Annotated in this window: 17 protein-coding genes, 1 pseudogene and 1 riboswitch; of the genes and pseudogenes, 2 read left to right on the top strand and 16 right to left on the bottom strand. The window is 55.4% G+C overall.

Annotated elements, in window-relative coordinates; translation table 11 throughout:
- Positions 1 to 342: 342 nt before the first annotated feature.
- Entirely contained in the window at positions 343 to 1,692 is a 1,350-nt protein-coding gene (locus PEL8287_RS07065; protein ID WP_085891677.1) for an SAM-dependent methyltransferase, read from the top strand.
- Between the two features lie 757 nt (positions 1,693 to 2,449).
- Here the strand turns inward: PEL8287_RS07065 and rpmG are convergent.
- The 6 genes from rpmG to PEL8287_RS07035 form a co-directional block, all read right to left on the bottom strand.
- Positions 2,450 to 2,617 carry a 50S ribosomal protein L33 gene (rpmG, locus tag PEL8287_RS07060; RefSeq protein WP_007814563.1) on the bottom strand — a complete coding sequence of 56 codons (168 nt, stop codon included), beginning with the start codon at positions 2,615 to 2,617 and terminating at the stop codon, positions 2,450 to 2,452.
- Between the two features lie 177 nt (positions 2,618 to 2,794).
- Positions 2,795 to 3,406 (bottom strand): cell wall hydrolase, encoded by a 612-nt coding sequence (locus tag PEL8287_RS07055; protein ID WP_085891676.1) that lies wholly within the window; start codon positions 3,404 to 3,406, stop codon positions 2,795 to 2,797.
- Positions 3,407 to 3,567: 161 nt separating this feature from the next.
- The gene (locus PEL8287_RS07050) at positions 3,568 to 6,108 is read right to left on the bottom strand and encodes a putative PEP-binding protein (RefSeq protein WP_085891949.1); all 2,541 of its coding nucleotides are present in this window, start codon (positions 6,106 to 6,108) and stop codon (positions 3,568 to 3,570) included.
- A 138-nt stretch (positions 6,109 to 6,246) separates the two neighbouring features.
- A complete protein-coding gene (gene glyS / locus PEL8287_RS07045) occupies positions 6,247 to 8,502 on the bottom strand; it encodes a glycine--tRNA ligase subunit beta (RefSeq protein WP_085891675.1) in 2,256 nt (751 codons plus the stop codon).
- Between the two features lie 5 nt (positions 8,503 to 8,507).
- Positions 8,508 to 9,032 carry a DUF6446 family protein gene (locus PEL8287_RS07040; RefSeq protein WP_085891948.1) on the bottom strand — a complete coding sequence of 175 codons (525 nt, stop codon included), beginning with the start codon at positions 9,030 to 9,032 and terminating at the stop codon, positions 8,508 to 8,510.
- Positions 9,032 to 9,961: a glycine--tRNA ligase subunit alpha gene (locus tag PEL8287_RS07035; protein ID WP_085891674.1), complete on the bottom strand. Its 930-nt coding sequence runs from the start codon at positions 9,959 to 9,961 to the stop codon at positions 9,032 to 9,034. The genes PEL8287_RS07040 and PEL8287_RS07035 overlap by 1 nt, the downstream gene beginning before the upstream one ends.
- Positions 9,962 to 10,133: 172 nt before the next feature.
- Here PEL8287_RS07035 and PEL8287_RS07030 point away from each other — a divergent pair, with 172 nt between their 5' ends.
- A complete protein-coding gene (locus PEL8287_RS07030) occupies positions 10,134 to 11,888 on the top strand; it encodes a serine protease (RefSeq protein WP_085891673.1) in 1,755 nt (584 codons plus the stop codon).
- A gap of 95 nt (positions 11,889 to 11,983) precedes the next feature.
- Here PEL8287_RS07030 and PEL8287_RS07025 read toward each other — a convergent pair.
- From PEL8287_RS07025 to ftsY, 10 genes and pseudogenes are all read right to left on the bottom strand, one after another.
- Positions 11,984 to 12,205: pseudogene (locus tag PEL8287_RS07025) on the bottom strand (thiamine pyrophosphate-binding protein); the annotation flags it as partial.
- On the bottom strand, positions 12,205 to 13,653 hold the full coding sequence (locus tag PEL8287_RS07020) for a TrkH family potassium uptake protein (protein WP_085891672.1): 1,449 nt from the start codon (positions 13,651 to 13,653) through the stop codon (positions 12,205 to 12,207). The gene PEL8287_RS07020 and the pseudogene PEL8287_RS07025, both read right to left, overlap by 1 nt.
- Before the next feature lie 169 nt (positions 13,654 to 13,822).
- On the bottom strand, positions 13,823 to 14,050 hold the full coding sequence (locus PEL8287_RS07015) for a hypothetical protein (RefSeq protein WP_085891671.1): 228 nt from the start codon (positions 14,048 to 14,050) through the stop codon (positions 13,823 to 13,825).
- Positions 14,051 to 14,178: 128 nt separating this feature from the next.
- Positions 14,179 to 14,856 (bottom strand): hypothetical protein, encoded by a 678-nt coding sequence (locus PEL8287_RS07010; RefSeq protein WP_176228576.1) that lies wholly within the window; start codon positions 14,854 to 14,856, stop codon positions 14,179 to 14,181.
- 172 nt (positions 14,857 to 15,028) lie between these two features.
- Positions 15,029 to 16,129 carry a GTP cyclohydrolase FolE2 gene (folE2, locus tag PEL8287_RS07005; RefSeq protein ID WP_085891669.1) on the bottom strand — a complete coding sequence of 367 codons (1,101 nt, stop codon included), beginning with the start codon at positions 16,127 to 16,129 and terminating at the stop codon, positions 15,029 to 15,031.
- Between the two features lie 237 nt (positions 16,130 to 16,366).
- Complete coding sequence (metZ, locus tag PEL8287_RS07000) at positions 16,367 to 17,548, bottom strand: O-succinylhomoserine sulfhydrylase (RefSeq protein WP_085891668.1); 1,182 nt, start codon at positions 17,546 to 17,548, stop codon at positions 16,367 to 16,369.
- 58 nt (positions 17,549 to 17,606) lie between these two features.
- Positions 17,607 to 17,685: riboswitch (SAM riboswitch) on the bottom strand.
- 127 nt (positions 17,686 to 17,812) lie between these two features.
- The gene (locus PEL8287_RS06995) at positions 17,813 to 18,436 is read right to left on the bottom strand and encodes a hypothetical protein (protein ID WP_139837723.1); all 624 of its coding nucleotides are present in this window, start codon (positions 18,434 to 18,436) and stop codon (positions 17,813 to 17,815) included.
- Positions 18,437 to 18,554: 118 nt separating this feature from the next.
- Positions 18,555 to 19,160 (bottom strand): inner membrane-spanning protein YciB, encoded by a 606-nt coding sequence (locus PEL8287_RS06990; RefSeq protein WP_085891666.1) that lies wholly within the window; start codon positions 19,158 to 19,160, stop codon positions 18,555 to 18,557.
- Between the two features lie 51 nt (positions 19,161 to 19,211).
- A complete protein-coding gene (locus PEL8287_RS06985; RefSeq protein ID WP_085891947.1) occupies positions 19,212 to 20,114 on the bottom strand; it encodes an EamA family transporter in 903 nt (300 codons plus the stop codon).
- A gap of 94 nt (positions 20,115 to 20,208) precedes the next feature.
- On the bottom strand, positions 20,209 to 21,645 hold the full coding sequence (gene ftsY, locus PEL8287_RS06980; protein WP_085891665.1) for a signal recognition particle-docking protein FtsY: 1,437 nt from the start codon (positions 21,643 to 21,645) through the stop codon (positions 20,209 to 20,211).
- Between the last annotated feature and the right edge of the window lie 210 nt (positions 21,646 to 21,855).

Here is a 21,855-nt window from a genome sequence, read left to right as displayed (position 1 = left end):
TCCGCCATCTGCGCATCGCAAACCATCCAAATACAGCAATGCCGAAGCCGTTTCGACCAAAGATCGCGGATGTGGAGAATGTAACCGCGCATCCGCAGTGGCGATTGACCCAAATCAATCGCGCACACGCGCGAGGCACTAAACTTTACGAATGCGCAAACAGGTATCGATCATATCACGCATTCCGTTTCTGCCATTGCAGATCATCTTCGCAGTCGATCTGCGGGCGCAATCCCTTTTGCTTAACTGCCCTGCTGCACGACCGGTCGGGCAATCGAAAGTTGCCCTGAAAGGCCATCAGCGGCCAGCGGCAATGACATTCAATGTAAGGGGGGCGGGTCGATGACCGGGGTTTGGCAACATGCGCTCGATAGAATGCTGCGCAGTCTCATAAAACTCGGATCGCTGCGCGTCGTCATGCCTTCGGGAGGCATACGCGACTATGGCGAAACTTCCTGCGCGCCGGTTAAGGTTCGCCTGCTTGACCCGGCCACCGTGCGGCGCCTGGTGCTGAACCCCGAACTGGCATTTGGTGAAGCCTACATGAACAGATCGCTTGAGATTGACGGGGATGAACTGCAAGGCCTGCTCGCGATCGTCGTTCGCAACGCGCGACATGCCGAGGCGAATCCGGTCTGGTGGCAAAAGCTTTCGGAAAAGGCGCGTGGCGCCCTGCGCGGGCTTGCACAAAACAACATCGTAACACGGGCAAGACGGAATGTAGCGCATCACTATGATCTTTCGGGCAAGTTGTTCGACCTGTTTCTCGACGATGACCGACAGTATTCCTGCGGGTATTTTCGCACTCCCGATGCGACACTGGAACAGGCTCAGGCGGATAAAAAGGCCCACATCGCGCGCAAACTGCTGATCAGGCCCGGCATGAGCGTTCTCGATATCGGCTGCGGCTGGGGCGGCATGGCACTGACGCTTGCGCGCGATCACGGGGCCAAAGTGGTCGGTATCACCCTGTCCGAGGAACAGCATGCCTATGCGACCGAGAGGGTCGCGCACGCGGGTCTGTCAGACCGGATCGAGTTTCGGCTTTGCGACTATCGTCAGGTCGAGGGCACGTTCGATCGAGTTGTATCTGTGGGCATGTTCGAACACGTCGGGCTGCCCCACTACCTTGATTACTTCGCCACCATTCGCAAACGGCTGTCGCCCGACGGGGTTGCCTTGGTCCATACGATCGGCTGGGCCGGAACCGCGAAAGCCACCAACCCCTGGATCGCAAAATACATTTTCCCCGGTGGTTACATTCCCGCCGTCTCGGAGGTGATGACCGCAGTCGAGCAAAACCGCCTGTGGGCCACGGATATCGAATGCTGGCGGCTGCATTATGCCTATACCTTGCGTCACTGGTATGATCGGTTCCGGGCGCACGAAGACGAGGCGCGCGTGCTCTATGACGATCGCTTTGCAAGAATGTGGCGCTTCTATCTGGCGGCCAGTGAACAAACGTTCCGCCATGCCCCACAAGCCGTCTTCCAGATTCAGTTATCGCCAAACGTCGATGCTGTGCCACTGACGCGGGACTATCAGTACGACACGGGTCAGACAGCGCCCCGACCGCAACCCGATGCAAGCCGGAAACCCGTACTTGTCGCGCACAGCGGCCGCACGGCTTCGCGCAACAAAACATCCCATCCGCACGCTGTTTCATTAGAGAAACAAAACAACGATCGGTAAAATTATTCTGGCTGTTGATGGGCCTCAACATTCACTTTCCATCACCGTCCTGGCGGAGGAAATGTACTGTCTGACGTCAGCGCTTCTGGCCCAGCGATTGAACGGATTTTTTCAAAAAGAGATACGTTACAAGCCCATCTGAATCGGCGCCAAATAATATGGTATTCCGATCCGGTGACGCGAGTTTCTTTACCGCACCGTGAAGGCTTTCAGTTAAGGAATCCCAATTGCTTGCGCCTCTTTTACATCATCTTCGATACTCATGAGGTGCATCATCCAATGTCATCCCTAGAGAGGGTAGGTACTTTTCAAACAGTCGGTAACCTCCGGCAGGGTCTAACATTGACGCAAGACCTACTGCGGTGAGTTCGCTGAGGCGCCGCATCCAGCTTTTCATGCAGGTTTTGGGGGTGGCGTCAGTCAAAGGTCGTTCAGAGCAGAATATCCGAAACGATGATTGGAATGCGCCTTGCCAACGTCCGACCCATCCCGCATCTGAGACACTGAAGGCAAGCGGCGCGAAGGTCAGGTTTCTCGGGTATTTGCCCCACCCGATTAACAAAATTTAGGGTGCTTTTGATTTGTAGAGGCTTTGCCCGCTACACAAACACCGTCACCTCAAGCGCGCGTGGACGATGTTTGCCAATCCCGACCCGCAGACGCTTAGGCGATTATCTGCTCTCGTGAACAGACCCCATGGCACAGAAAAGGCCGCGCCCAACTGGCACGGCCTTATAAACTGGTAATCCGGCTGATCTTACTTGATCTTGCCTTCTTTGTATTCGACATGCTTGCGCACCACCGGGTCGTATTTACGTACAACCATTTTTTCGGTCATGGTGCGGGCGTTTTTCTTGGTCACATAGAAATGGCCCGTGCCCGCGGTCGAGTTCAGACGGATCTTGATAGTCGTCGGCTTCGCCATTTTATTGTCTCCTGCGCCGGGCAGCTCTGCCGCCCGTGAATTCCTGTGAAGCCTGCCTTTTACTCACGCGCGCGAGCGAGTCAACCGCGATTGTTTGCTTTTGGCCAATTTGACGGGGTTTGTCCCGACTTTACTGCGTCACTGCGGGCTTTCGGCCCGGTTTCTGGAAAAACTGTATTAATTCTGTGATAGCCGAGTCGGCTGTCGGTAGAAGTGGTGCACACCGATCGTAGCCGTGCGTGGAAACTTTCGCGACCACTTGGGGCTGACTGCCCGCGTATGATAGTGGGTCGCGCCCCTCGTCAGTTCGCGGGGGCCCCCGTTGATCATAAGCTGCGCCACCTTACCTACACGTTTATACGCCTGAGGTTCGGCAATAACTTCCTTGTGGCCGTCACAGGTATAGGTGAACTGACAGGCAAATTTGCGCCCGGTCCCCTGATTGATGACTTCACAAACTGTATCCGGAAAACGCGGGCTATCCACGCGGTTCAGGATGACCTCTGCCACTGCAAACTGCCCCTTCACGCTTTCGCCGCGGGCTTCGAAATACAAGGCTTCGCTCAGGCATTTCCATTGTGGCCCGCCTTTGACCAGGTCTTGAGACGCCAGCCATTCTCGCGAGTATTGAATTTCAGATTCCGATGGTTTGAGAAAAGTCGCAAGCTTGTTACCGGAAATCGCGTTCAACGCGCCGCGTTCGTGATTTACCAGCTTGTCAGTCGGTGTATCCGCAAAACCAATTGTACCAGCAAAGGCCAGCACCATAGCGAGTGCTATCTTTACCATACCCATTCTCCTAACGAAGTGGGATCCCCCACGCCAAGGGGGCGGGGTACAGAAAACAATCGTTTAGGTCTAGCCCCTGCTGCCACGCCCGAAAACGGGTGAAATTTTCGAAAAGGAAATGTGGCAAAAATTTGTCGAAAGTTACAGCATTCCCAAAATTTCTATCCGATTTTATCTTTTACCGCTAACTGTGCGGCAGCAAGTCGCGCCACCGGCACCCTGAACGGAGAGCAGGAAACATAGTCAAATCCCGCCTCACGGCAGAAAGCGATTGATTCGGGATTGCCGCCATGCTCGCCACAGATTGACAGAAAAACATCGTGATTGGCAGAGCGACCCCGCTCTGCCCCGATCTGCAATAGCTCTCCGACACCGTCGATATCCAGCGTATGAAACGGATCTTCCGGGAAGACACCCTGACGCACGTATTCGGACATAAACCTGCCAGCATCATCTCGTGATAGCCCATAGGTCATCTGCGTAAGATCGTTTGTGCCGAAGCTGAGAAAGGCCACCAAGGGCGCGATTTCCGCCGCGCGCAAGGCGGCGCGTGGGGTTTCAACCATGACCCCGAGCCGATAGGTGAAATCTTCGCCTGTCTCGTTGCGCACCGCAGCCGCCACGGCATCAACCCGGGCTTTGACCATTTCAACTTCGCGTCGGGCCGATACCAGTGGGATCATTATCTCGGGCACGACAGGCTTGCTTTCGTGGCTGGCCTCAATCGTCGCTTCAAAGATGGCACGCGCCTGCATGTCATAAATTTCCGGCACGGTTATACCCAGCCTCACGCCGCGCATGCCCAACATGGGGTTATATTCACCCAATGCCTCGACCCGGCGTGTAACGACAGACAATGGCAGATCAAGCGCCTCGGCCAGTTGCAGATGTCCGGCGCGGTCGGTGGGCAAAAACTCGTGCAGCGGCGGATCAAGCAATCTGATGCACACGGGCTGACCCTGCATGATACGAAACAGATCAGTGAAATCATCTCGTTGCATTGGCAACAAAAGCTCAAGCGCTGCGGCGCGATCTTTGCTGGTGTCGGCAAAGATCATCTCGCGCATGACAGTCAGCCGGTCCGCTTCAAAGAACATATGCTCGGTCCGGCACAAACCAATTCCCTGCGCCTTGAAATTACGGGCCACTTTGGCATCGGCAGGAGTGTCGGCATTGGCACGCACTGCAATGTCGCGAACGTCATCGGCCCACTCCATCAAAATCTGGAGCGATTTGTCGCGCGAGGATTCAAGCAACGGGGTTTCGCCAGCCAAAACGTGGCCATTGCTTCCATCGATGGTGATCATGTCACCCTGTTTCAAAACTCGGCCGTCCGGAAAGGTCAGCTGTTTTTTTCTCGCCTGAAAGCGGATTTCCGATGCACCTACAACGCAAGGCAACCCGATCCCGCGTCCGATAACGGCGGCATGGCTGGTCATCCCCCCCCGCTCTGTCAACACAGCAACGGCCGCATGCATCCCGCGAATATCCTCGGGGCTCGTCTCGCGACGGACCAAAATACACGCCTCACCACGCGATTCACTTGCCTGCGCTTCGGCAGCAGAGAAAACAATTTGTCCAGCCGCAGCCCCCGGGCTGGCTGCGATACCACGGGCCAGGATATCGCGTTTGGCCTCCGGGTCGACCTGCTGGTGCAGCAGTTCATTCAGGGCGCGTGGTTCAACCCGCATCAATGCCTCTTCACGGCTGATGATGCCGTCCTCGGCCAGATTAACAGCGATACTGACGGCTGCGCGTGCATTGCGGGCCACACGCAGGCCGTCCAGAAGGTACACTTTTCCATTCTCGATGGTGAACTCCGACTGCATTTCCTCGCGCAGCTTTTCCCGCATCAGCGCTGTGTGGGATTTGAGTTGTTCAAAGGCCTCTGGTGCCAGTTCTTCCAGTGAGGGGCCGCGCGGGTCACGTTCCAGAAACAGCGCATCGCTACCGCTGCTCAACGCCTCGCGTCCCTGCGATTGCGACAGATACCGACCCGTAATCTTACGCTCGCCAGTCTGGCTGTTGACCAGTTGCATCACACCGGAGCCGCATTCGCCATAGCCTAATCCAAGAGCCAACTGTTGCACCACCAACCCAAGGCCCGCGTCCGCTGGCGCACCTTTCGCCTGCCTTAAAAGGCGCGCGGTTGTGCCTTCCCATGCGCGGGCCATCGAGCGCAAAACCTCGGACATTTGCACCGCCGGGTCCTGAGGAAACTCTTCTTCTGTTTCCTCTTCATAGGCACGCAACGCCTGCCCCAGCCCTTCGGTTGGCTCTTCCACGACATCGTCCAGAATATCCGGGTCCAACCGCGCCACATGGATGGCATACGATTGCACGAAACGCAGATAAATCTCAGCCGCCGCAACCTTTCCGATCTGGTCGGAAAGCTCGACATAACGGGCGTCGTTCATGCCGATATTAAGTATGGCACCCGGCCCACCCCAATCGGGATCTTCCGATGAGGGACGCACACAAAGCAGCGGCGCATCCCCGAATGGTTCCAGAATGGCGTTCATATCCGGTAATTCGCCAGCGGCGATGGAATGCACCGCGTCAAACGACAAGGCAATCGTGCGCGGCACCGGAAGGTCAAGGCGCACAAGACGTTGCAGGCACTTCGCCCGTCCCCCGTGGGTTTTGGCTGTAATCGGTGCCGTAGGGGTAATCAGAGTGATATCTTTGTCGCCTTGCTGCACTGCGGCACCCTTCTCTTTGTTGGTGCAGCATACCCGCGACGGCGCACAAGGCAAGGGGCAGAACCAGCGGCGTTTTAGCCCAAAGATGACCAGCAATAATTCATCTTGTCGCTAGCCACACATCAGAATCTGAAAATATCAGCCCTCGACCCGGGTCAGATCAGCCGCAGACAGGCAGATATGGCGAATTCGGCTAAGCAGATTCAGACGGTTGCGGCGCACAACAGCATTGTCTGTATTGACCTGCACCGCGTCGAAAAATGCATCGATCGGGGTACGCAATGTAGCCATTGCAGCCATCGCGCTTACAAAGTCCTCGGTTGCAATTGCGGTGTTGATGGCCTCCTCGGCCGTGTCCAACGCAGCGAACAGTTCTTTTTCCACGTCTGTTTCCGCAAATTTGACGTCGGCACCGTAAGAATATTCAACTCCGTCCTTTTCCTCGGCCTGGGACAGAATGTTGTTTGCACGCCGGAAACCCTGCAACAGATTTTCTCCGTCATCGGTTTTCAGAACGTCCGAAAGCGCTGTTGCACGTGCGACGATCAGGGAAAGGTCATCGCCGCCATCCAACTCCAGACAGGCGTCAATCACATCGTGGCGCAGACCGCGGTCACGCAGATAAACCTTTAGCCGTTCGTGGAAAAACGCAAGCAGGTCGGTACTGATATCTGGAACCGCATCGCCAACGGTGTGCAAAAGGCTGCCTTTGTCGGTATCGGGGGCCCCATCCTTGCCCGCGACACGATCCAGCACTGCGTGCCAGGCCGCACCGAAAACACCGCGATCTGCAATTTCTTTCAGCACTTCCTCAAGCGTGTCAATTTCGCCTTCGTTCGCCTTGAAACGATTGAGGCTGATCTTGTGACGCAAAAGCTGACCATCCACAAAGCGGTCAAGTTTCAGGCGGTGCTTGCCATCCAGAATGATCCGGATCACCCCCAACGCTGCACGGCGCAGCGCAAACGGGTCTTTTGACCCAGTGGGTTTTTCACCAATCGCCCAAAATCCGGTCAGCGTATCCAGCTTGTCCGCCAGCGCGACCGCTTGCGATACCGGCGCCGGGGGCACGTCATCGGACGGCCCCAAGGGCGAGTAATGCTCTTCGCAGGCGGCGGCCACCTCATCAGGCAAACCTGCCGCTTTCGCATAATAGCGCCCCATCAGACCCTGCAGCTCTGGAAATTCATACACCATTTCCGAGCTGAGATCGGCCTTGGCGACCTTTGCGGCCTGCTCGGCCAAATCAGGATCAGCCCCCAGAACTGGGGCCATCTCGCGGGCGAGCAGTGCGATACGTACAATCCGGGCCGCCTGCGTACCAAGCTGGCGTTCGAAAGTAACATTCTCAAGCTGCTCAATCCATGCGTCCATGCCCGCATTGGCCACGCGCAAATCGTTTTCCCAAAAGAATTTTGCATCCGCCAAGCGCGCTGACAAAACTTTCTGATTGCCAGCCAGGATAGTCGCCCCTTGGTCAGCAGTTTCAATATTTGCAACCGTGACAAACCGCTCAATCCGACCGGTTTTAGGGTTTTTCACCGAAAAGAACTTCTGGTGCTCTTTCATCGATGTCTGCAATACCTCGGGAGGCAATTCCAGGAACGCCTCGTCGATCTTGCCCATCAGAACAACAGGCCACTCAACAAGCCCAGCGACCTCGGCCAGAAGACTGCGGTCCTCCATCAATTCCAGGCCAGCGGCAAAGGCCTGATTGGTCGCGTCCTGCCAGATATGATCGGCGCGCTCTTTGGCATCAAGTATGACGTGTTCGCGTTTCAATTTGGACTGATAGTCGTCAAATGAGGAAACAGAGATCTGTCCTGCCCCCATAAAGCGGTGTCCCCGGGTGGTATTCCCGGCCTTGATCCCGTCGATATTCAGGTCAACCACATCGACCTCAGCGGCATCATTGGTCAGGATGCACAGGATCGAATGAAGCGGTCGCACCCACCGGAGGCTACCCGACCCCCATCGCATGGATTTGGGCCAGGGGAAATTGCGAATGACCTGCTCCAGAACTTCGGCCACGATTTCAGTAGCCGGGCGTCCGGGCTTGGTGATCATGGCGAAATAGACCTGGCCCTTCTTCTCGTCACGAACTTCAAGCTGTTCACGGGATACCCCTGCGCCACGCAAAAATCCTTCGATGGCTTTCTCGGGGGCGTCAACGCGGGGGCCCTTACGCTCTTCTTTGACGGTTGGGCTTTCGGCAAGCAGCCCCTGCACGGCCAGTGTCAGGCGGCGTGGCGTCGAAAAAGCGGCGGCCCCGGCGTATGTCAAACCGGCCTCGACCAGCGCATCGGTAACACGCGCTTTCAGATCCTCGGCCGCACGGGTTTGCATGCGGGCGGGAATTTCTTCAGAGAAAAGTTCGATCAGAAGATCAGGCATATTGGTCAGTACCCTTGTGGAGGTTCGGGGCAGTTGGCTGGCGCTGTCTGGCCATCGAAAATAACCTCGCCGCAATTGTTGATCTGGTGCCAGACGTAACCGCGACCATCCTCGGTGATAGCAACAACGCGGTCGATACCATATTGCACGTCGCGGGTGCCCAGAAAGGCCAGAGCGCGGCCTGCTTCCAGTTCCGCCCCAAGTGCCGTGGCATCAAAGCAGTCGAACCAGCCGGGCGCCGTCAGCGGTTCGGGGGATTCGTATGGCTGGTAGGTTTCAGTCAGCATGGCGTGGCTCATTGTCGTTTTGAAACAGGCGCGATAGCGAATGGGCGAACTGCTGGCATCGATTGCTTCGAAATCATCATAGAGAACCGGTTCCGGCTGCCCCGAAACCATTGATGTCATTTGCACATCATCCACGCCATTGACGGTGACAGGTTCATAAAAATAATAGACCTGCAAATAGTACATGGCCGCGCCGGCCACCAACGCTGTAACCAAAATCGCCCCCGCTAGGATTTTACCTATCACGCCATGTATCCCCCGGCCTCGGTTTGTACAAAGGCATCGGCACATTTCTTGGCCAAAGTGCGGACACGTCCAATGTAGGCCTGCCTTTCCGTAACAGAAATCACCCCGCGTGCATCCAGAAGGTTGAACAGGTGCGACGCCTTGATGCATTGGTCATAAGCCGGGTGAGCCATCACAATTCGGCGGCCGGTCTTGGGGTCTTCATGCGGATGCGACAGGATAGCCTCGCACTCGGCTTCAGCTTCTTCAAACTGTTTGAGAAGAACCGTTGTGTTGGCCACATCAAAGTTCCATCGCGAATATTCCTGCTCGGTCTGCTGGAACACATCGCCATATTTCAACTGAATCGGTGCATCCGGATCGTTAAAGGGCATGTCCATCACGTGATCGACCCCCAGTACATACATCGCCAGCCGCTCCAGCCCATAGGTCAATTCACCGGAAACCGGATGACAGTCATGCCCGCCAACCTGCTGGAAATAGGTGAATTGCGAAACTTCCATTCCGTCGCACCACACTTCCCATCCCAGGCCCCAGGCCCCCAGCGTCGGGCTTTCCCAGTCATCTTCGACAAACCGGATATCATGCAAAGCCATGTCAATGCCGATCGCCTCGAGACTTCCAAGATAAAGCTCCTGCAAATTTGGGGGGCTGGGTTTGATCAGCACCTGGTACTGATAGTAATGCTGCAGCCTGTTGGGGTTTTCGCCATAACGACCGTCGGTCGGACGGCGCGAAGGCTGCACATAGGCCGCAGCCCATGGTTTTGACCCCAGTGACCGCAGGGTTGTCGCCGGATGAAAAGTACCAGCGCCGACCTCCATGTCGTAGGGTTGCATCACGGCACAGCCTTGTGACGCCCAATAGGTCTGAAGCCGCAGAATTATGTCCTGAAAGCATCGTGGCTTGCTGTTTTTTTCTACCATGCCCGTCCCCTGAACCAAGCGGGTGAATTCGCCGCTCTTACCTACGGCCCCGATACGGTCGGGTCAATCACGGCTGGCCGCATATTTTCAGTGCACGCGCATGCAAATTTGATAAAAGGGTCGCAAATGCTGTCACAAAGGCAGTTCGGTAATGGCAAGGGCACGAAATAGTATGACGCGTTATTTTCTGTTGATGGTTTTAATGATTTTGCTTCCTGCTACGACGGCCCTGTCGCAGCAGAAGCAAGTGGTCTGGGTTCAGGTCGAGGCGCAGCCCAGTCTGGCACGCGCACAGGAAAGCATTCGCCGGTATGCGACAGCGCTGCAGGATGTAAACGGATTTTCCCTGAGCAGCGGATGGTACGCAATTGCTCTGGGCCCCTATACAACCGAGGATGCAGAACAGGTTTTGCGGGTCTACCGCAGTGAAGGTATCATTCCACGTGACAGCTATATCGCGTTCAGCAGCAGTTACCGGCAACAATTCTGGCCGATCGGCGCGAATTTTTTGAACCGTACACCTTTGAACACCCCGGATATCCAGACGGCCCAGACGCCTGAACCCGAGCCAGAGACCCTTGCCGCAGAGCCCCTGACAGAGCCTGCGGATGAAACCCCCAGTCAAGCCCGGCAAGGCGAACGCCTGCTTAGCCGTGAAGACAGGGCCGATCTGCAAATCGCGCTGAAGTGGGCCGGGTTTTACGACGGGGCCATTGACGCCGCCTTTGGTCGCGGCACCCGCAGTTCTATGGCGCGGTGGCAAGAGGCTAATAATTTCGAAGGTACTGGAATTCTGACAACAAAACAGCGCGCCGAATTGATGCGCCAATACAATGCGGTTCTTGAGGGGCTGGGCCTGCAAATGGTCAGCGACGCTGCCGCTGGCATATCAATCAAAATGCCGTTGGATATAGTTGCCTTTCAGAAGTACGATCCCCCCTTCGCGCACTATACTGCCACCGGTGATGTCGATGCGAGCGTTCTGTTGATCAGTCAGGAGGGTGACAGCGACACTCTGACCGGTCTCTACGACATCATGCAAACCCTGGAAATCGTGCCGGAAACAGGACCTCGAACGCTGAAACAGAATGCATTTACGCTGATTGGTGAAAGCGCATTGACCATTTCACATACCGAGGTCTGGTTGCAGAACGGTCAAATCAAGGGCTTCTCACTTGTCTGGCCAGCGGGCGACGAAGAGCGGCGCACCCGGCTATTGGGTGAAATGCAGCAAAGCTTTGCGCGTATCGACGGGGTTCTGGATGCCAACGCTGGAAACCATGAAGAGCAAAGTATTGATCTGGTATCGGGGTTGGAAATCCGGCGTCCGATCTTTTCGCGCTCGGGCTTTTTTGTCGATCAAGCAGGAACAGTTGTAACGACTGTTGAAGTGGTGGAAAGCTGTAGAAGGATCACGATTGAAGACGGACACGAAGCAGAAGTTGCAGCCAGTAACAATGGTTTGGGCATTGCTGTTCTCCGGCCACTTGAAAACCTGGCGCCCTTGACGATTGCAGCCTTCCAACAAGTTATACCCCGCTTGAAGTCTGATATCGCCGTCGCCGGATATTCCTATGGCGGAGTTCTGGGCGCCCCGACGCTAACATTCGGCCAGCTGTCTGATGTCCGCGGATTAAACGGCGAAAAAAGCCTTAAACGTCTGGCTCTGGCGGCGCTGGATGGTGATGTTGGCGGACCTGTGATTGATGCCGGCGGTGCCGTTCTCGGAATGTTGCTGCCCGCAAGTCAGAGTGGTCGCAAACTACCTGAAGGCGTGAGCTTTGCCGCCGATGCGGACGCGGTGCAACAAGTTCTGACGCAAGCAGGCATTTCGATCTCAAAGACATCAGAACAGAAACAGATTCCGCCTGAAGTGCTGACACACAAGGCCGCAGGTATGACTGTTTTGGTCAGGTGCTGGGAATAAGCTTTCTGGGTCGACCATGAAATCTTGATGCACATGCCCCGTACGTGCATGCCTGATTTCCGATTGCCGTAAATCAGGCGTCATATGCATTAATGAGGGCCGGTCGGGCTGCAAACGATCCACCACCTGCCGCCAGTCATCAGCCCCGCCATAAAACCCTGCCCCTGCTCGTGACGCGCCAGAACATGCTTGATGCCCGCCTCTTCGATGCCTCGGTACAGTTCCTGATTATGAACGCCGGGAATTCCGAAAATTGTATCGACACCACGGGATTTCAGCATATGGCTGATTTGCGTACCCAGGGGTCGCGTTGCCATTACACTCTCCAGAAGCTGACAGTAAAGATCGCATAGACGGCCAAAAGTTCGAGCCGTCCAATCAGCATCGCAATAGCCAAAACCCATTTTGCGGCGTCACTTAAAGTTGCAAAGTTGCCCGAAGGACCGATGATGTCACCCAGACCCGGACCGATATTGCCAACCGCAGTCGCAGCGCCCGATACCGATGTTGTAAAATCCAGACCTGTCAGACCAAGCGCCACGGCAACAAGCCCGAGGGTCACCAGAAAAAACATGAAAAAAGACATGACCGAACTTAGGACATCATCGTCAATCGGTCGGCCTTGGTAGCGTGGTATAAACACCCCATGCGGCGAATGAATGCGCCTGACCTGTGCCCTGATGGACGAAAAAAGCAGCTGATACCTGAAAATTTTGACTGAACAGGCTGTGGATCCGGCGCATCCGCCGATCAGCCCGATGAAAAAGAACATGCTGATCAGGAAATTTCCCCAATTCATATAATCTACCGACGCATAACCTGTACCTGAAATGATCGAAGTTATGTTGAACAGGGCCTCGCGCACCGCCTGTTCCCAGTGATGCGGAAAGATCGAGGTCAGGACAATTGAGGTGACAACAACCAGAACACCAATGATCATGAGAAACGTGTGAATTTGCGTGTCCCGCAACAAAGGCGTGGAGTTACCATTGACCAACTGAACATATCTCACAAACGGAAGGGCCGCGAGAATCATGAAAACCGAAGCGGCGTATTCTGCAGGGCCTGAAAAGGTGCCAAATGACGCATCGTAGTTCGAGAACCCACCGGTGGAAACTGTGGTCAGCGCATGCACAGTTGCGTCAAAAGGATTCATTCCAAGAAACAGGTAGGTCGCGACACAGGCCAGTGTAAGGCTTAGGTAAATCACTGAAATCTGAGAAGAAATTTCAGTCGCTCTGGGCAGAATTTTCCCATCAGTTTCAAACGCTTCCGAGCGGAAAATCTGCATGCCGCCAACCCGAAGCTCTGGCAAAAATACCATAGCCACAACGATGATCCCGACCCCGCCCAGCCACTGCATTAACCCGCGCCACAAAAGTAAACCTTTGGGCAGGTCATCGAGGCCGGTGAAAACTGTAGATCCAGTTGTCGTCAGCCCTGACATCGCCTCAAAAAAAGCGTCGACAACACGTGCTTCGGTCGCGCCGAGGATAAATGGAATCGCACCGAAGATTGGCAGGGCCAACCACACACCCGTTGTCAGCAGGAATGTTTGCTGGATGGTCAATCCTTCGCGCACGCCATTGCGGCAGGCCAGGGCGACAAACCCTCCGACGAGGGTTGTCAGGGCGGCACTTTCCGCGAAGACAGGCCAATGGCCCAGCCCTTCGGCAATATCCACCAGCATTGGCAGCACCATGGTCAGCCCCAGGGCCATGACCATTAGGCCAATAACATATCCGACGGGTCGCAGATCAAACATGAGGCGCAGAGTTGGCCCCCTGCCGCCCCAGTGTCAAGTAACTCAGACCCGTCCGGCAAACGGTTAAGAGAAAAACCACACTGGCGCGGTAAAGCGTCCCAAGTTCAGGTTGGATCAAACTTTGAATTCGGAACGCTTGAAACTTTCACGAGACAACTGCAAGGCGGTCTCAGGTATAGAACACGTCCCGGAAAACATAATAGGCAATCTGGTCACGACTCAGCCCCATCCCGGCTAATTCAGCATCGCTTTTAGCTTCCAGCGCTTCAATCTGTTTGCGGCGCGGCGACACTCGGGTGTCCGCGTAAGCCTCGAACCATCGCAGAATGGCCGCCCCAAACGCGCCAAAAGCTCCCCGGATTGAAATGGTATAGGATTTGGTGGAAACGTATGTCATTGGAAACCTCTCGCTGGGTATTAGTCTGGTTCCCTCCCTGACGCCAAGTTAGGTAAGTAGCGCTGACTTTACCACAAACAAGTCCGAATAGCCGGGTTGCAAAAAATGGCACCCCGGCCAGAAGGTTCTTATTTCTTTGAGTGTTTTTCGGCAGGCTTCACCTGAGCTTTAGGTGCCGCAGGCATCGCGGGCGGTGTTGCCGGCTCGCGACGTGGTTTGGCCGTCGCCACTTTGGTGTCATTTGCCATCTCAGCACGCGCAACGGGCGTTGCTGCTGGCACGACTGTCTTTACCGGCTTGGCCGCGACAACAGATTGCGCGTCAAGCTTTTTGGGCTTGTCCCCGATCACGGGTTTAGTCGGCGACGTCGCTTGGGATACAGCCGCCTTTGCTACGGTTTTTACATCTTGCACCGCAGGCTGCGATTTTGGTGCTGTAGCAACCGGTTTGGCCTTTTTGACCTCAGTTACTGGCGCTTTGGGCATTGGGGTAGATTTTTGCAACACTGGTCTGGTTTGCGTGGAAGCCGCCGATTTGACTTTGGCTGTTTTGATTGGCGCCGCCAAACCGCTGGTTTTCGTCGACGAAAGCGAGTTCTCGTTGACGTCTTTCGCGACGGATTTTGCCGACTTGACTTTGACCTGCGCCAAGAATGGATTTGAAGATATTGCAGCTTGTCCAAAGATCTGCGCAACGCGCAGATTGTTTTCGATCATATAACCGGCCATCCGCACACTTGCGGCAGACAGTTTCAGGGGGAGAGCGGCGGGAGTCATAGGGGAATCCTCATTGGGTTGTTCTGACATGGCTTTTACACGCGCACATGACAGGAGCGTAAAGCAGAAAGCGCTGATGAATCACACATTGGTTGCGCAATATCAATCGACATCGCGTAACGTGCGCGAAATCTAGCCATGGCACAGCAATACATGATGAAAAAACAGGCGCCCTGGATACGCCGCAACGTAGGCCTGTCGATCAACCTACATGAAACAGCGTGTTAAATAGTTTCGGATCAAGACTGTCTGCTGCAAATGTCGCACCTTCCGTCAGAACACTGACAGCATCGTGGCTGTGAAGGCTTTCCTGGTGGCTGGCGACAATCCGAAAATCACCGATACGCGGATCGGCCAGCAATTGTTTGCAAAACAGCCGGGCCGCGTCTTCGACAAAGATTGGGTTGGCAGCGTTCAACTCGGCAAAGGCCTGCTCATCCTCTCGTTTGACCATAACTTGGGTTTCCGTCGGCACAGCCTGACGCGCCATGTCGATCAAGTCTTCAAACCACAGGCAGTCGCCCCCTTTGACCTCAACTGATATACGCGCCACAGAACGCTGCGAATGCGGCGTCGCCAGTTGGCCACGGGCCTGACGGGCATGTTCGCTTAGTTCAAGTGAGCAAGGACAGGTTGAAGAGTAGACATAGTCAAGGTGCATGAACTTGCGCCGCAGGCCGCCTGACTCGACCAGTTCCAATGCGATGTCGTAATATTGATATCCTTCCAGTCCCGATCGCAGCGACTGAACCTTGGCAGGATATGAAAAGCGCATCTGCAGACGGGCATCAATGCTATCGAGATCGGTAATGTAGTCATCCAGCGCCGCTTCGACCACTTCAAAGCTAAAGGTCTTAGCTGCATGCTTGTAAAAGCTTCGCATGATCCGCGACATGTTGATGCCCTTCTTGCCAGCCTCAAGACTGACAGTACCGGTCACCGATGTCTCTAGTGTCAGATCTCCGTCGTCGCGGGTGTGAAACCGGATGGGAAGGCGGAAATTTGAAATTCCGACATGCTGAAGATGTTGTTTTGCACCGCGGATCAGCGAACTGGGGCCATTTTGAAGATCTGGCAGGGTCGCACGATAGCCTTCGTCAGTGGTAAAACCTTCCGGGTACTCCCGTGACAGCATCGGATAGTTTGAGACCACACCAGATGGCAGCAGCCGCGCTATGGCCGGATCCAGATCAGCAACTTCTTCCGGCGTGGCGGTTTCTGCCCATTGACGCAACAGCGCCAATGCTGTTTTCGCCTCTTCCCGGTCAGGTAACTGCTTTACGTCAGACGGACGTATATTCATTGCATGGCTTCCTTATCCGTGCTGCCGGCCCCCAACATAAGGGTTTGCAGCTAAAATACCAATATCATAGTAAATTACGCTGAAATCGGCGGAATAGATCAATCCTTTTGGAGAGGCTTATCAAAAACAGTGTTGCGACGCCGCAAGATCCATCGACAAAGCATAGGCGGCGCCCCGGAAACAAGACGCGATGTTAAGGGGGGGCCAGTTCGACGGCTGCGAATGTATCGTTGTGGATTATACCTTGGCCAGGGCCTGTTTTACATCCGCAATCAGGTCATCCGCATCCTCGATACCAACACTTAGGCGCACCAACCCCGGTGTTATGCCAAGCGACGCTTTTTGCTCTTCCGGTAAACGCTGATGGGTTGTGGTAGCCGGATGCGTAGCGATAGATTTTGCGTCCCCCAGATTGTTCGAGATCAATACAATCTCCAGCGCATTTAGAAAAGCAAATGCCGCCGCCTGCCCACCCTTGATTTCAAGCGAAATGACTGTGCCACCTTTACCCATTTGCCGTTCAACCAACGCATTCTGGGCGTGGCTGGGATGTCCCGGATAGATTACTCGCGACAACTTTTCATGGCCCTGCAAAGCGTCTGCCATCGCCAGGGCAGACGCTGCCTGCGCCCGCACGCGCAGATCAATCGTTTCAAGGCCCTTCAGCATGATCCACGCCGTGAAGGGCGACATCGAGCCGCCAGTGTGCTTCATGTAAGGCTCAACCGTTCCGCGAATGAAGTCGCGGGACCCAAGTATCACACCGCCCAGGGCCCTGCCCTGCCCGTCAATATGTTTGGTCGCCGAATACACCACGACATCAGCCCCTTGTGCGATGGCCTTTGAAAAAACTGGTGTGGCAAAAACGTTGTCGATCACAACACTCGCCCCAACGGCATGAGCAAGGCTGGCGACGCCCGCGATATCAACCACCTCCAGCGTGGGGTTTGCTATTGTTTCAAAGAAGACCACCTTGGTATTCGCCCGTAAGGCCGCCTTCCATTGGGCCAGATCAGTTCCGTCGACAAAACTTACCTCGACACCAAAGCGGGTCAGCACCTCTTCCAGAACGTAAAGACAGGATCCAAACAACGCCCGGGCGGCTACCACGTGATCGCCTGCGCGCAACATCGACGTGAGTGCACCACTAACCGCCGCCATGCCGCTTGCAGTGGCAAATGCGTCTTCTGCGCCTTCCAGCGCCGCAATGCGGTCTTCAAACATTGCAACGGTCGGGTTTCCGTACCGGGCATAAATAAATTCATCCGGACCCGATTTCAGAAACCGCGACTCGGCCTCTTCGGCAGTATTATAAACAAAGCCCTGCGTCAGAAAGATCGCTTCGCTGACTTCATTGTACTGACTGCGGCGCGTACCGCCATGGACCAGCTTGGTGCGTGTGTTCCAGGTATCGCTCATCTCTAACCTCCGGGCTGCTCAGCCCATAAAAAAACCCCCGACGCGGTCAAGCGAAAGGGGGTCCCTCATCCTGACCTCTTTAGCGGTATTATTTTACGTGGCCCGCAATCCGGTAACAAATCGCCACATCCCTGCTTTAGCCGCAGGAAGATTATGCGTCAACACTGCAGCGCGTTTTGGTGATGCGCTTCACAAGGGATTTACTTGTTGCAGTCGTGCCGACAGGAAGGTGAATAAAAGGGAAGCAGACCTGGCCCTACAAGATCAGACGGCTGACTCTTCCGACGGCAGCGCCATCAACACCATGAACCAGTAGAATGCATGCAAAACCAGAACAAAAACCGGCATCACCGTGATCCAGACGGAAAGCGTTTCAAAGGCAATCAAAAGTTCATTCACGCCGACGACCATCGCCGCAGCCAACGCATTGATGCGAAGCAGGCTGACCCGCTCAACCGTGACGGAATCATTCTCAGCTATCGGCGCAACACGATCCAGCAAATCCTTTTCACGCCTTATGCCAAAGACCATGATCAAAAGGAAAAATACGCTAAATCCGGTCAATACACGCTGCGTAAACAAAGGATTGTTCAACCACAGTTGCAAGGCCGCCAGCACAATCAACAAAGCCACTGGCCAGCGCAGCATGCCGGGTTTGCCGGACTCAACTTTTTTAAGGCTATACGCAGCGTTCGGCAGGTTACGCCAAATCGCATAGGCCTCGGCCACAACAACCGAAACCACAAATGCATTGTCTTCTGATATGGCCAGCTGACGCAGCACGACCCAAAGGATCATCATTATTACAATCGGCAGCACATTTTCCGGCCGTATAGGCGGAATGGATGTGGTGACGTGCCATAAGCGGGTTGAGAGTCGTTTGATCATGCCACAGGTCTGACCGCAAATTCAGGCTAAACCCCGGCATAGATGTGGGCATTCCAAGATATACAACCGCAGACTCATTTTTTTTCGTCCCCGAGGTGACCAGACAGCCTAGGAGAAGCTAGTCTGAATCGCTCTCTGTAAGGCTATGATCCTGAAACAGTTTTCCCTGTGTCATAAAGAAAATAAAGATCGCCGCCGTCAGTCCGAACGTCTTGAAATAGACCCAGGTTTCTTCACTTTGAGTACGCCAGATCAATTCGTTCAGCACCGCAAGTATCAGAAAGAAAATCATTAACCGGCGGGTAAGAAGCATCCAGCCCGCATGGGTCAGGGGCATCACACCGTCCATTACATATTGCAGATAAGACCGCCCGCGCATCAGACCCAGACCAAGCGCCCCACCAAAAAGCAGGTAGATGATCGTTGGCTTCATTTTGAAAAACCGCGGATCGTTGAACCAAACGCTTAGACCGCCAAAGACCACAATCAAAACGGCCGTAACGACCTGCATTTTGGATAAATGACCCGTTAGCCTCCACAAAAGCCCCATTGACAGCAGAAACACCGGGATGAATCCCGCAGTGACGACGATGAAACCCTCATAGTCGGTGCCACCAATGGAAAAAACGTGCCCCTTGAGCCAAAGATAAGCAGCAAAAAAGCCAAGGATCGGGCCCAGTTCAAGCGCGGTTTTCAGCCATCCGGGTGGTTTTGTGTCAGCCATCAGTTATGTAAGCTCCGTAAGGTTTGTAAGCGGATTCTGTACAAAATGAGTTCATCCGCCCATTTCAACTATCACAGCCCCGGCTGCAATCAATGCCATCAGGGCAATCCGTCGCGGGCCAACCGTTTCGCGCAGCACCAACCAGCCGATGAGGGCGGCAAATACGGTTGAGGTTTCGCGCAGCACCGCCGCCTCGCCCACCTTGTCAAGGCGGGTGGCCAGCATGATCGACCCGAAGGACATGAACGCCACCAGTCCCCCCGCAACACCGCGCAGCATCAGGGGTCCGGGTGTGGGTGGGGTGGGCAGGTTACGATAGCGCAAATAGGCAACTACGGGTATTACCAGCCCGTCAAAAAAGAAGAACCACGCCAGAAAGGTAAAGGGATCGGCCGCAGCCCGGATGCCGTAGGCGTCATACGTGGTATAAAGCGCCACAAACAGGCCGGTCAGCACCGCCAACCCAAGCGCCAGTGGCATGGTATCGCGATCAAGGCTGATGGTTCGCAGATTATAGACGGCCAGACCGTAGATTCCGACGAGCAGGACCAGAACCCCCATCCACTGTGTGAAGGTGAAGGTTTCGGAAAACAGCAGATAAGCCCCGATCACCGTGAAAAGTGGACCGGTACCACGAACCACAGGGTAGACCACCGTATAGGCCCCTCTTGTATAGGCCATCGCCTGCAGGATCTTGTAGATCAGATGAATTGCCCAGGCCCCGAAAAAGATCGGCCACATATGGGGTTCAGGCCAGGGCACAACGAAAAAGGCAAAGGGTGCAGCCATGACCGCATAGCTGAAATCAATCGCGCCGCGGGTCAGCCAGGGATCGTGCCTTCCTTTTTGCAGGGCGCCAAAAACCGCATGCAGCACCGCTGCCAGCAAGGCCAGCACAAGAGCCAGCTGATGCCCCGCCTCGGAACCTTCTAGTGAGATCAGCCAGTCGCTCATCCCCGGATAGCCGGGAGCTGACGCCGCCCGGACCCAGGCGAGTATTTTTGGAAAAATGAAAGGGGGGCGCACATCGAACGCCACCCGAATGTGATCATGTCTCCAACCCGGTCAGGGCGGCGGCAAATTCCTGCGGATCAAAGGGGGCCAGATCATCAATCTGCTCACCCACGCCTATGGCATGGATCGGCAGGCCGAACCTGTCTGCGAGAGCGACCAGAACTCCGCCCTTGGCGGTGCCGTCAAGCTTGGTCATGACCAGGCCTGAAACATCGGCAAGTTTCTGGAAGGTTTCGACCTGAGACAAAGCATTCTGGCCGGTCGTGGCGTCCAGAACCAACAGGGTGTTATGCGGTGCGGTTTCATCCTTTTTGCGAATGACACGAACAATCTTGGCCAGTTCCTCCATCAGATCAGCCCGGTTTTGCAAGCGACCTGCGGTATCGATCATCAGCAGATCGGCCCCGTCCTTTTGCGCCTGCGTCATCGCATCGAACGCCAGACTGGCCGGATCGCTGCCCTCGGGCGCGGTCAGGACCGGCACACCCGCACGATCACCCCAGATTTGCAGCTGTTCAACGGCGGCGGCCCGAAAGGTATCGCCGGCGGCGATGACCACGGATTTCCCCGCAGCCTTGAACTGGCTGGCCAGCTTGCCAATGGTTGTGGTCTTGCCCGAGCCGTTGACACCGACCACCAACACCACCTGCGGTCGGTTGGGATAAAGCGGCATCGGGCGGGCGACCGGCTCCATGATGCGGGCAATTTCACCTGATAGCAGTTCCTTGATTTCCTGGGTGGACAGTTTCTTGCCCATCCGGCCCTCGGCCATATTAGCCGTGACACGCAAGGCGGTATCCACACCCATGTCGGCGGTGATCAGCAGCTCTTCAAGCTGTTCCAGCATATCGTCATCTAGCGCACGGCGGACGATGGTTTTCTTTTCCTTACGGCCCAGAAGACGCCCCAGAAAGCCGGGCCGCGAAGAGTACTGGACGTCGCCCGGCACTCCGACCGGGATTTCAGCCGGCGTCGTCGCTGGCATTGGGTCGGGCGCAGGTACTGGCGTTTCCTGCGGCGTGGCCTCGGGTAATTCAACCGGAGCCGGATCGGGTACTTCGGCCGGTTCGGGCGGCAGTTCTTGCGGCGCGGGTTCCGGTTCAGCCTCGGGCGATGGGGCCGGAGCCGGTTCGGGGATCGGATCAGGTTCCGGCTCGGGTTGGGGAATCGGGGTGGGCTCGGGTTCGGGCGTAGGCTCCGGCGCGGGTTCAGGCCCTGGCGCGGGTGCGGGGATCTGTTCTGGCTCTGGTTCGGGTGTCGGTGCCGGGTCGGGAACCGGATCAGCTTCTGGTTCAACTTCGACTTCAGGTTCGGGTTCGGGTTCGGGTTCGGCTGCGATGGCGTCAACCGGGGCCTCTTCAACCTCGTTTTCCTCTTCTTCGCCGCCCTCTTCGACGATCGCATCCAGACCTTCTTCGATCTTGGAGGAAGACCTGAAAAGCTTTTCCTTGAGTTTCTTGAAAAACGCCATGCGCCCTCCGATGAGGTTGTTAAAGCGATTCACCTTGTTCCTGAATCTCAGGCAAGATGAAGTGCCGTAAAACCTAAACAATGTTGTGGGCGTTTCGCGTTCGATCCTTGAACCAGATCGACTACGAAACGCTTTAATCACCACCTAATGCGGATTGCGCTGATTTGGAAGCCTCAGACAGGTATCTTGCTGCGGGGCCAAAAGCCGGAG

The organism is Roseovarius litorisediminis, assembly GCF_900172295.1.
In the GTDB taxonomy this organism is placed as follows: Bacteria; Pseudomonadota; Alphaproteobacteria; order Rhodobacterales; family Rhodobacteraceae; genus Roseovarius; species Roseovarius litorisediminis.
The sequence above is the reverse complement of the archived record's forward strand: the minus strand, read 5'-3'. Positions and strand labels throughout refer to the sequence as shown.

Bases quoted from the DNA above. Each gene is read 5' to 3' on its own strand.
- PEL8287_RS07065 (WP_085891677.1), top strand. From the start codon at position 343: ATGACCGGGGTTTGGCAACATGCGCTCGATAGAATGCTGCGCAGTCTC.
- rpmG (WP_007814563.1), bottom strand. From the start codon at position 2,617: ATGGCGAAGCCGACGACTATCAAGATCCGTCTGAACTCGACCGCGGGC.
- PEL8287_RS07055 (WP_085891676.1), bottom strand. From the start codon at position 3,406: ATGGTAAAGATAGCACTCGCTATGGTGCTGGCCTTTGCTGGTACAATT.
- glyS (WP_085891675.1), bottom strand. From the start codon at position 8,502: ATGCCTGATCTTCTGATCGAACTTTTCTCTGAAGAAATTCCCGCCCGC.
- PEL8287_RS07035 (WP_085891674.1), bottom strand. From the start codon at position 9,961: ATGGTAGAAAAAAACAGCAAGCCACGATGCTTTCAGGACATAATTCTG.
- PEL8287_RS07030 (WP_085891673.1), top strand. From the start codon at position 10,134: ATGACGCGTTATTTTCTGTTGATGGTTTTAATGATTTTGCTTCCTGCT.
- PEL8287_RS07020 (WP_085891672.1), bottom strand. From the start codon at position 13,653: ATGTTTGATCTGCGACCCGTCGGATATGTTATTGGCCTAATGGTCATG.
- PEL8287_RS07015 (WP_085891671.1), bottom strand. From the start codon at position 14,050: ATGACATACGTTTCCACCAAATCCTATACCATTTCAATCCGGGGAGCT.
- PEL8287_RS07010 (WP_176228576.1), bottom strand. From the start codon at position 14,856: ATGTCAGAACAACCCAATGAGGATTCCCCTATGACTCCCGCCGCTCTC.
- folE2 (WP_085891669.1), bottom strand. From the start codon at position 16,129: ATGAATATACGTCCGTCTGACGTAAAGCAGTTACCTGACCGGGAAGAG.
- metZ (WP_085891668.1), bottom strand. From the start codon at position 17,548: ATGAGCGATACCTGGAACACACGCACCAAGCTGGTCCATGGCGGTACG.
- PEL8287_RS06995 (WP_139837723.1), bottom strand. From the start codon at position 18,436: ATGATCAAACGACTCTCAACCCGCTTATGGCACGTCACCACATCCATT.
- PEL8287_RS06990 (WP_085891666.1), bottom strand. From the start codon at position 19,160: ATGGCTGACACAAAACCACCCGGATGGCTGAAAACCGCGCTTGAACTG.
- PEL8287_RS06985 (WP_085891947.1), bottom strand. From the start codon at position 20,114: ATGAGCGACTGGCTGATCTCACTAGAAGGTTCCGAGGCGGGGCATCAG.
- ftsY (WP_085891665.1), bottom strand. From the start codon at position 21,645: ATGGCGTTTTTCAAGAAACTCAAGGAAAAGCTTTTCAGGTCTTCCTCC.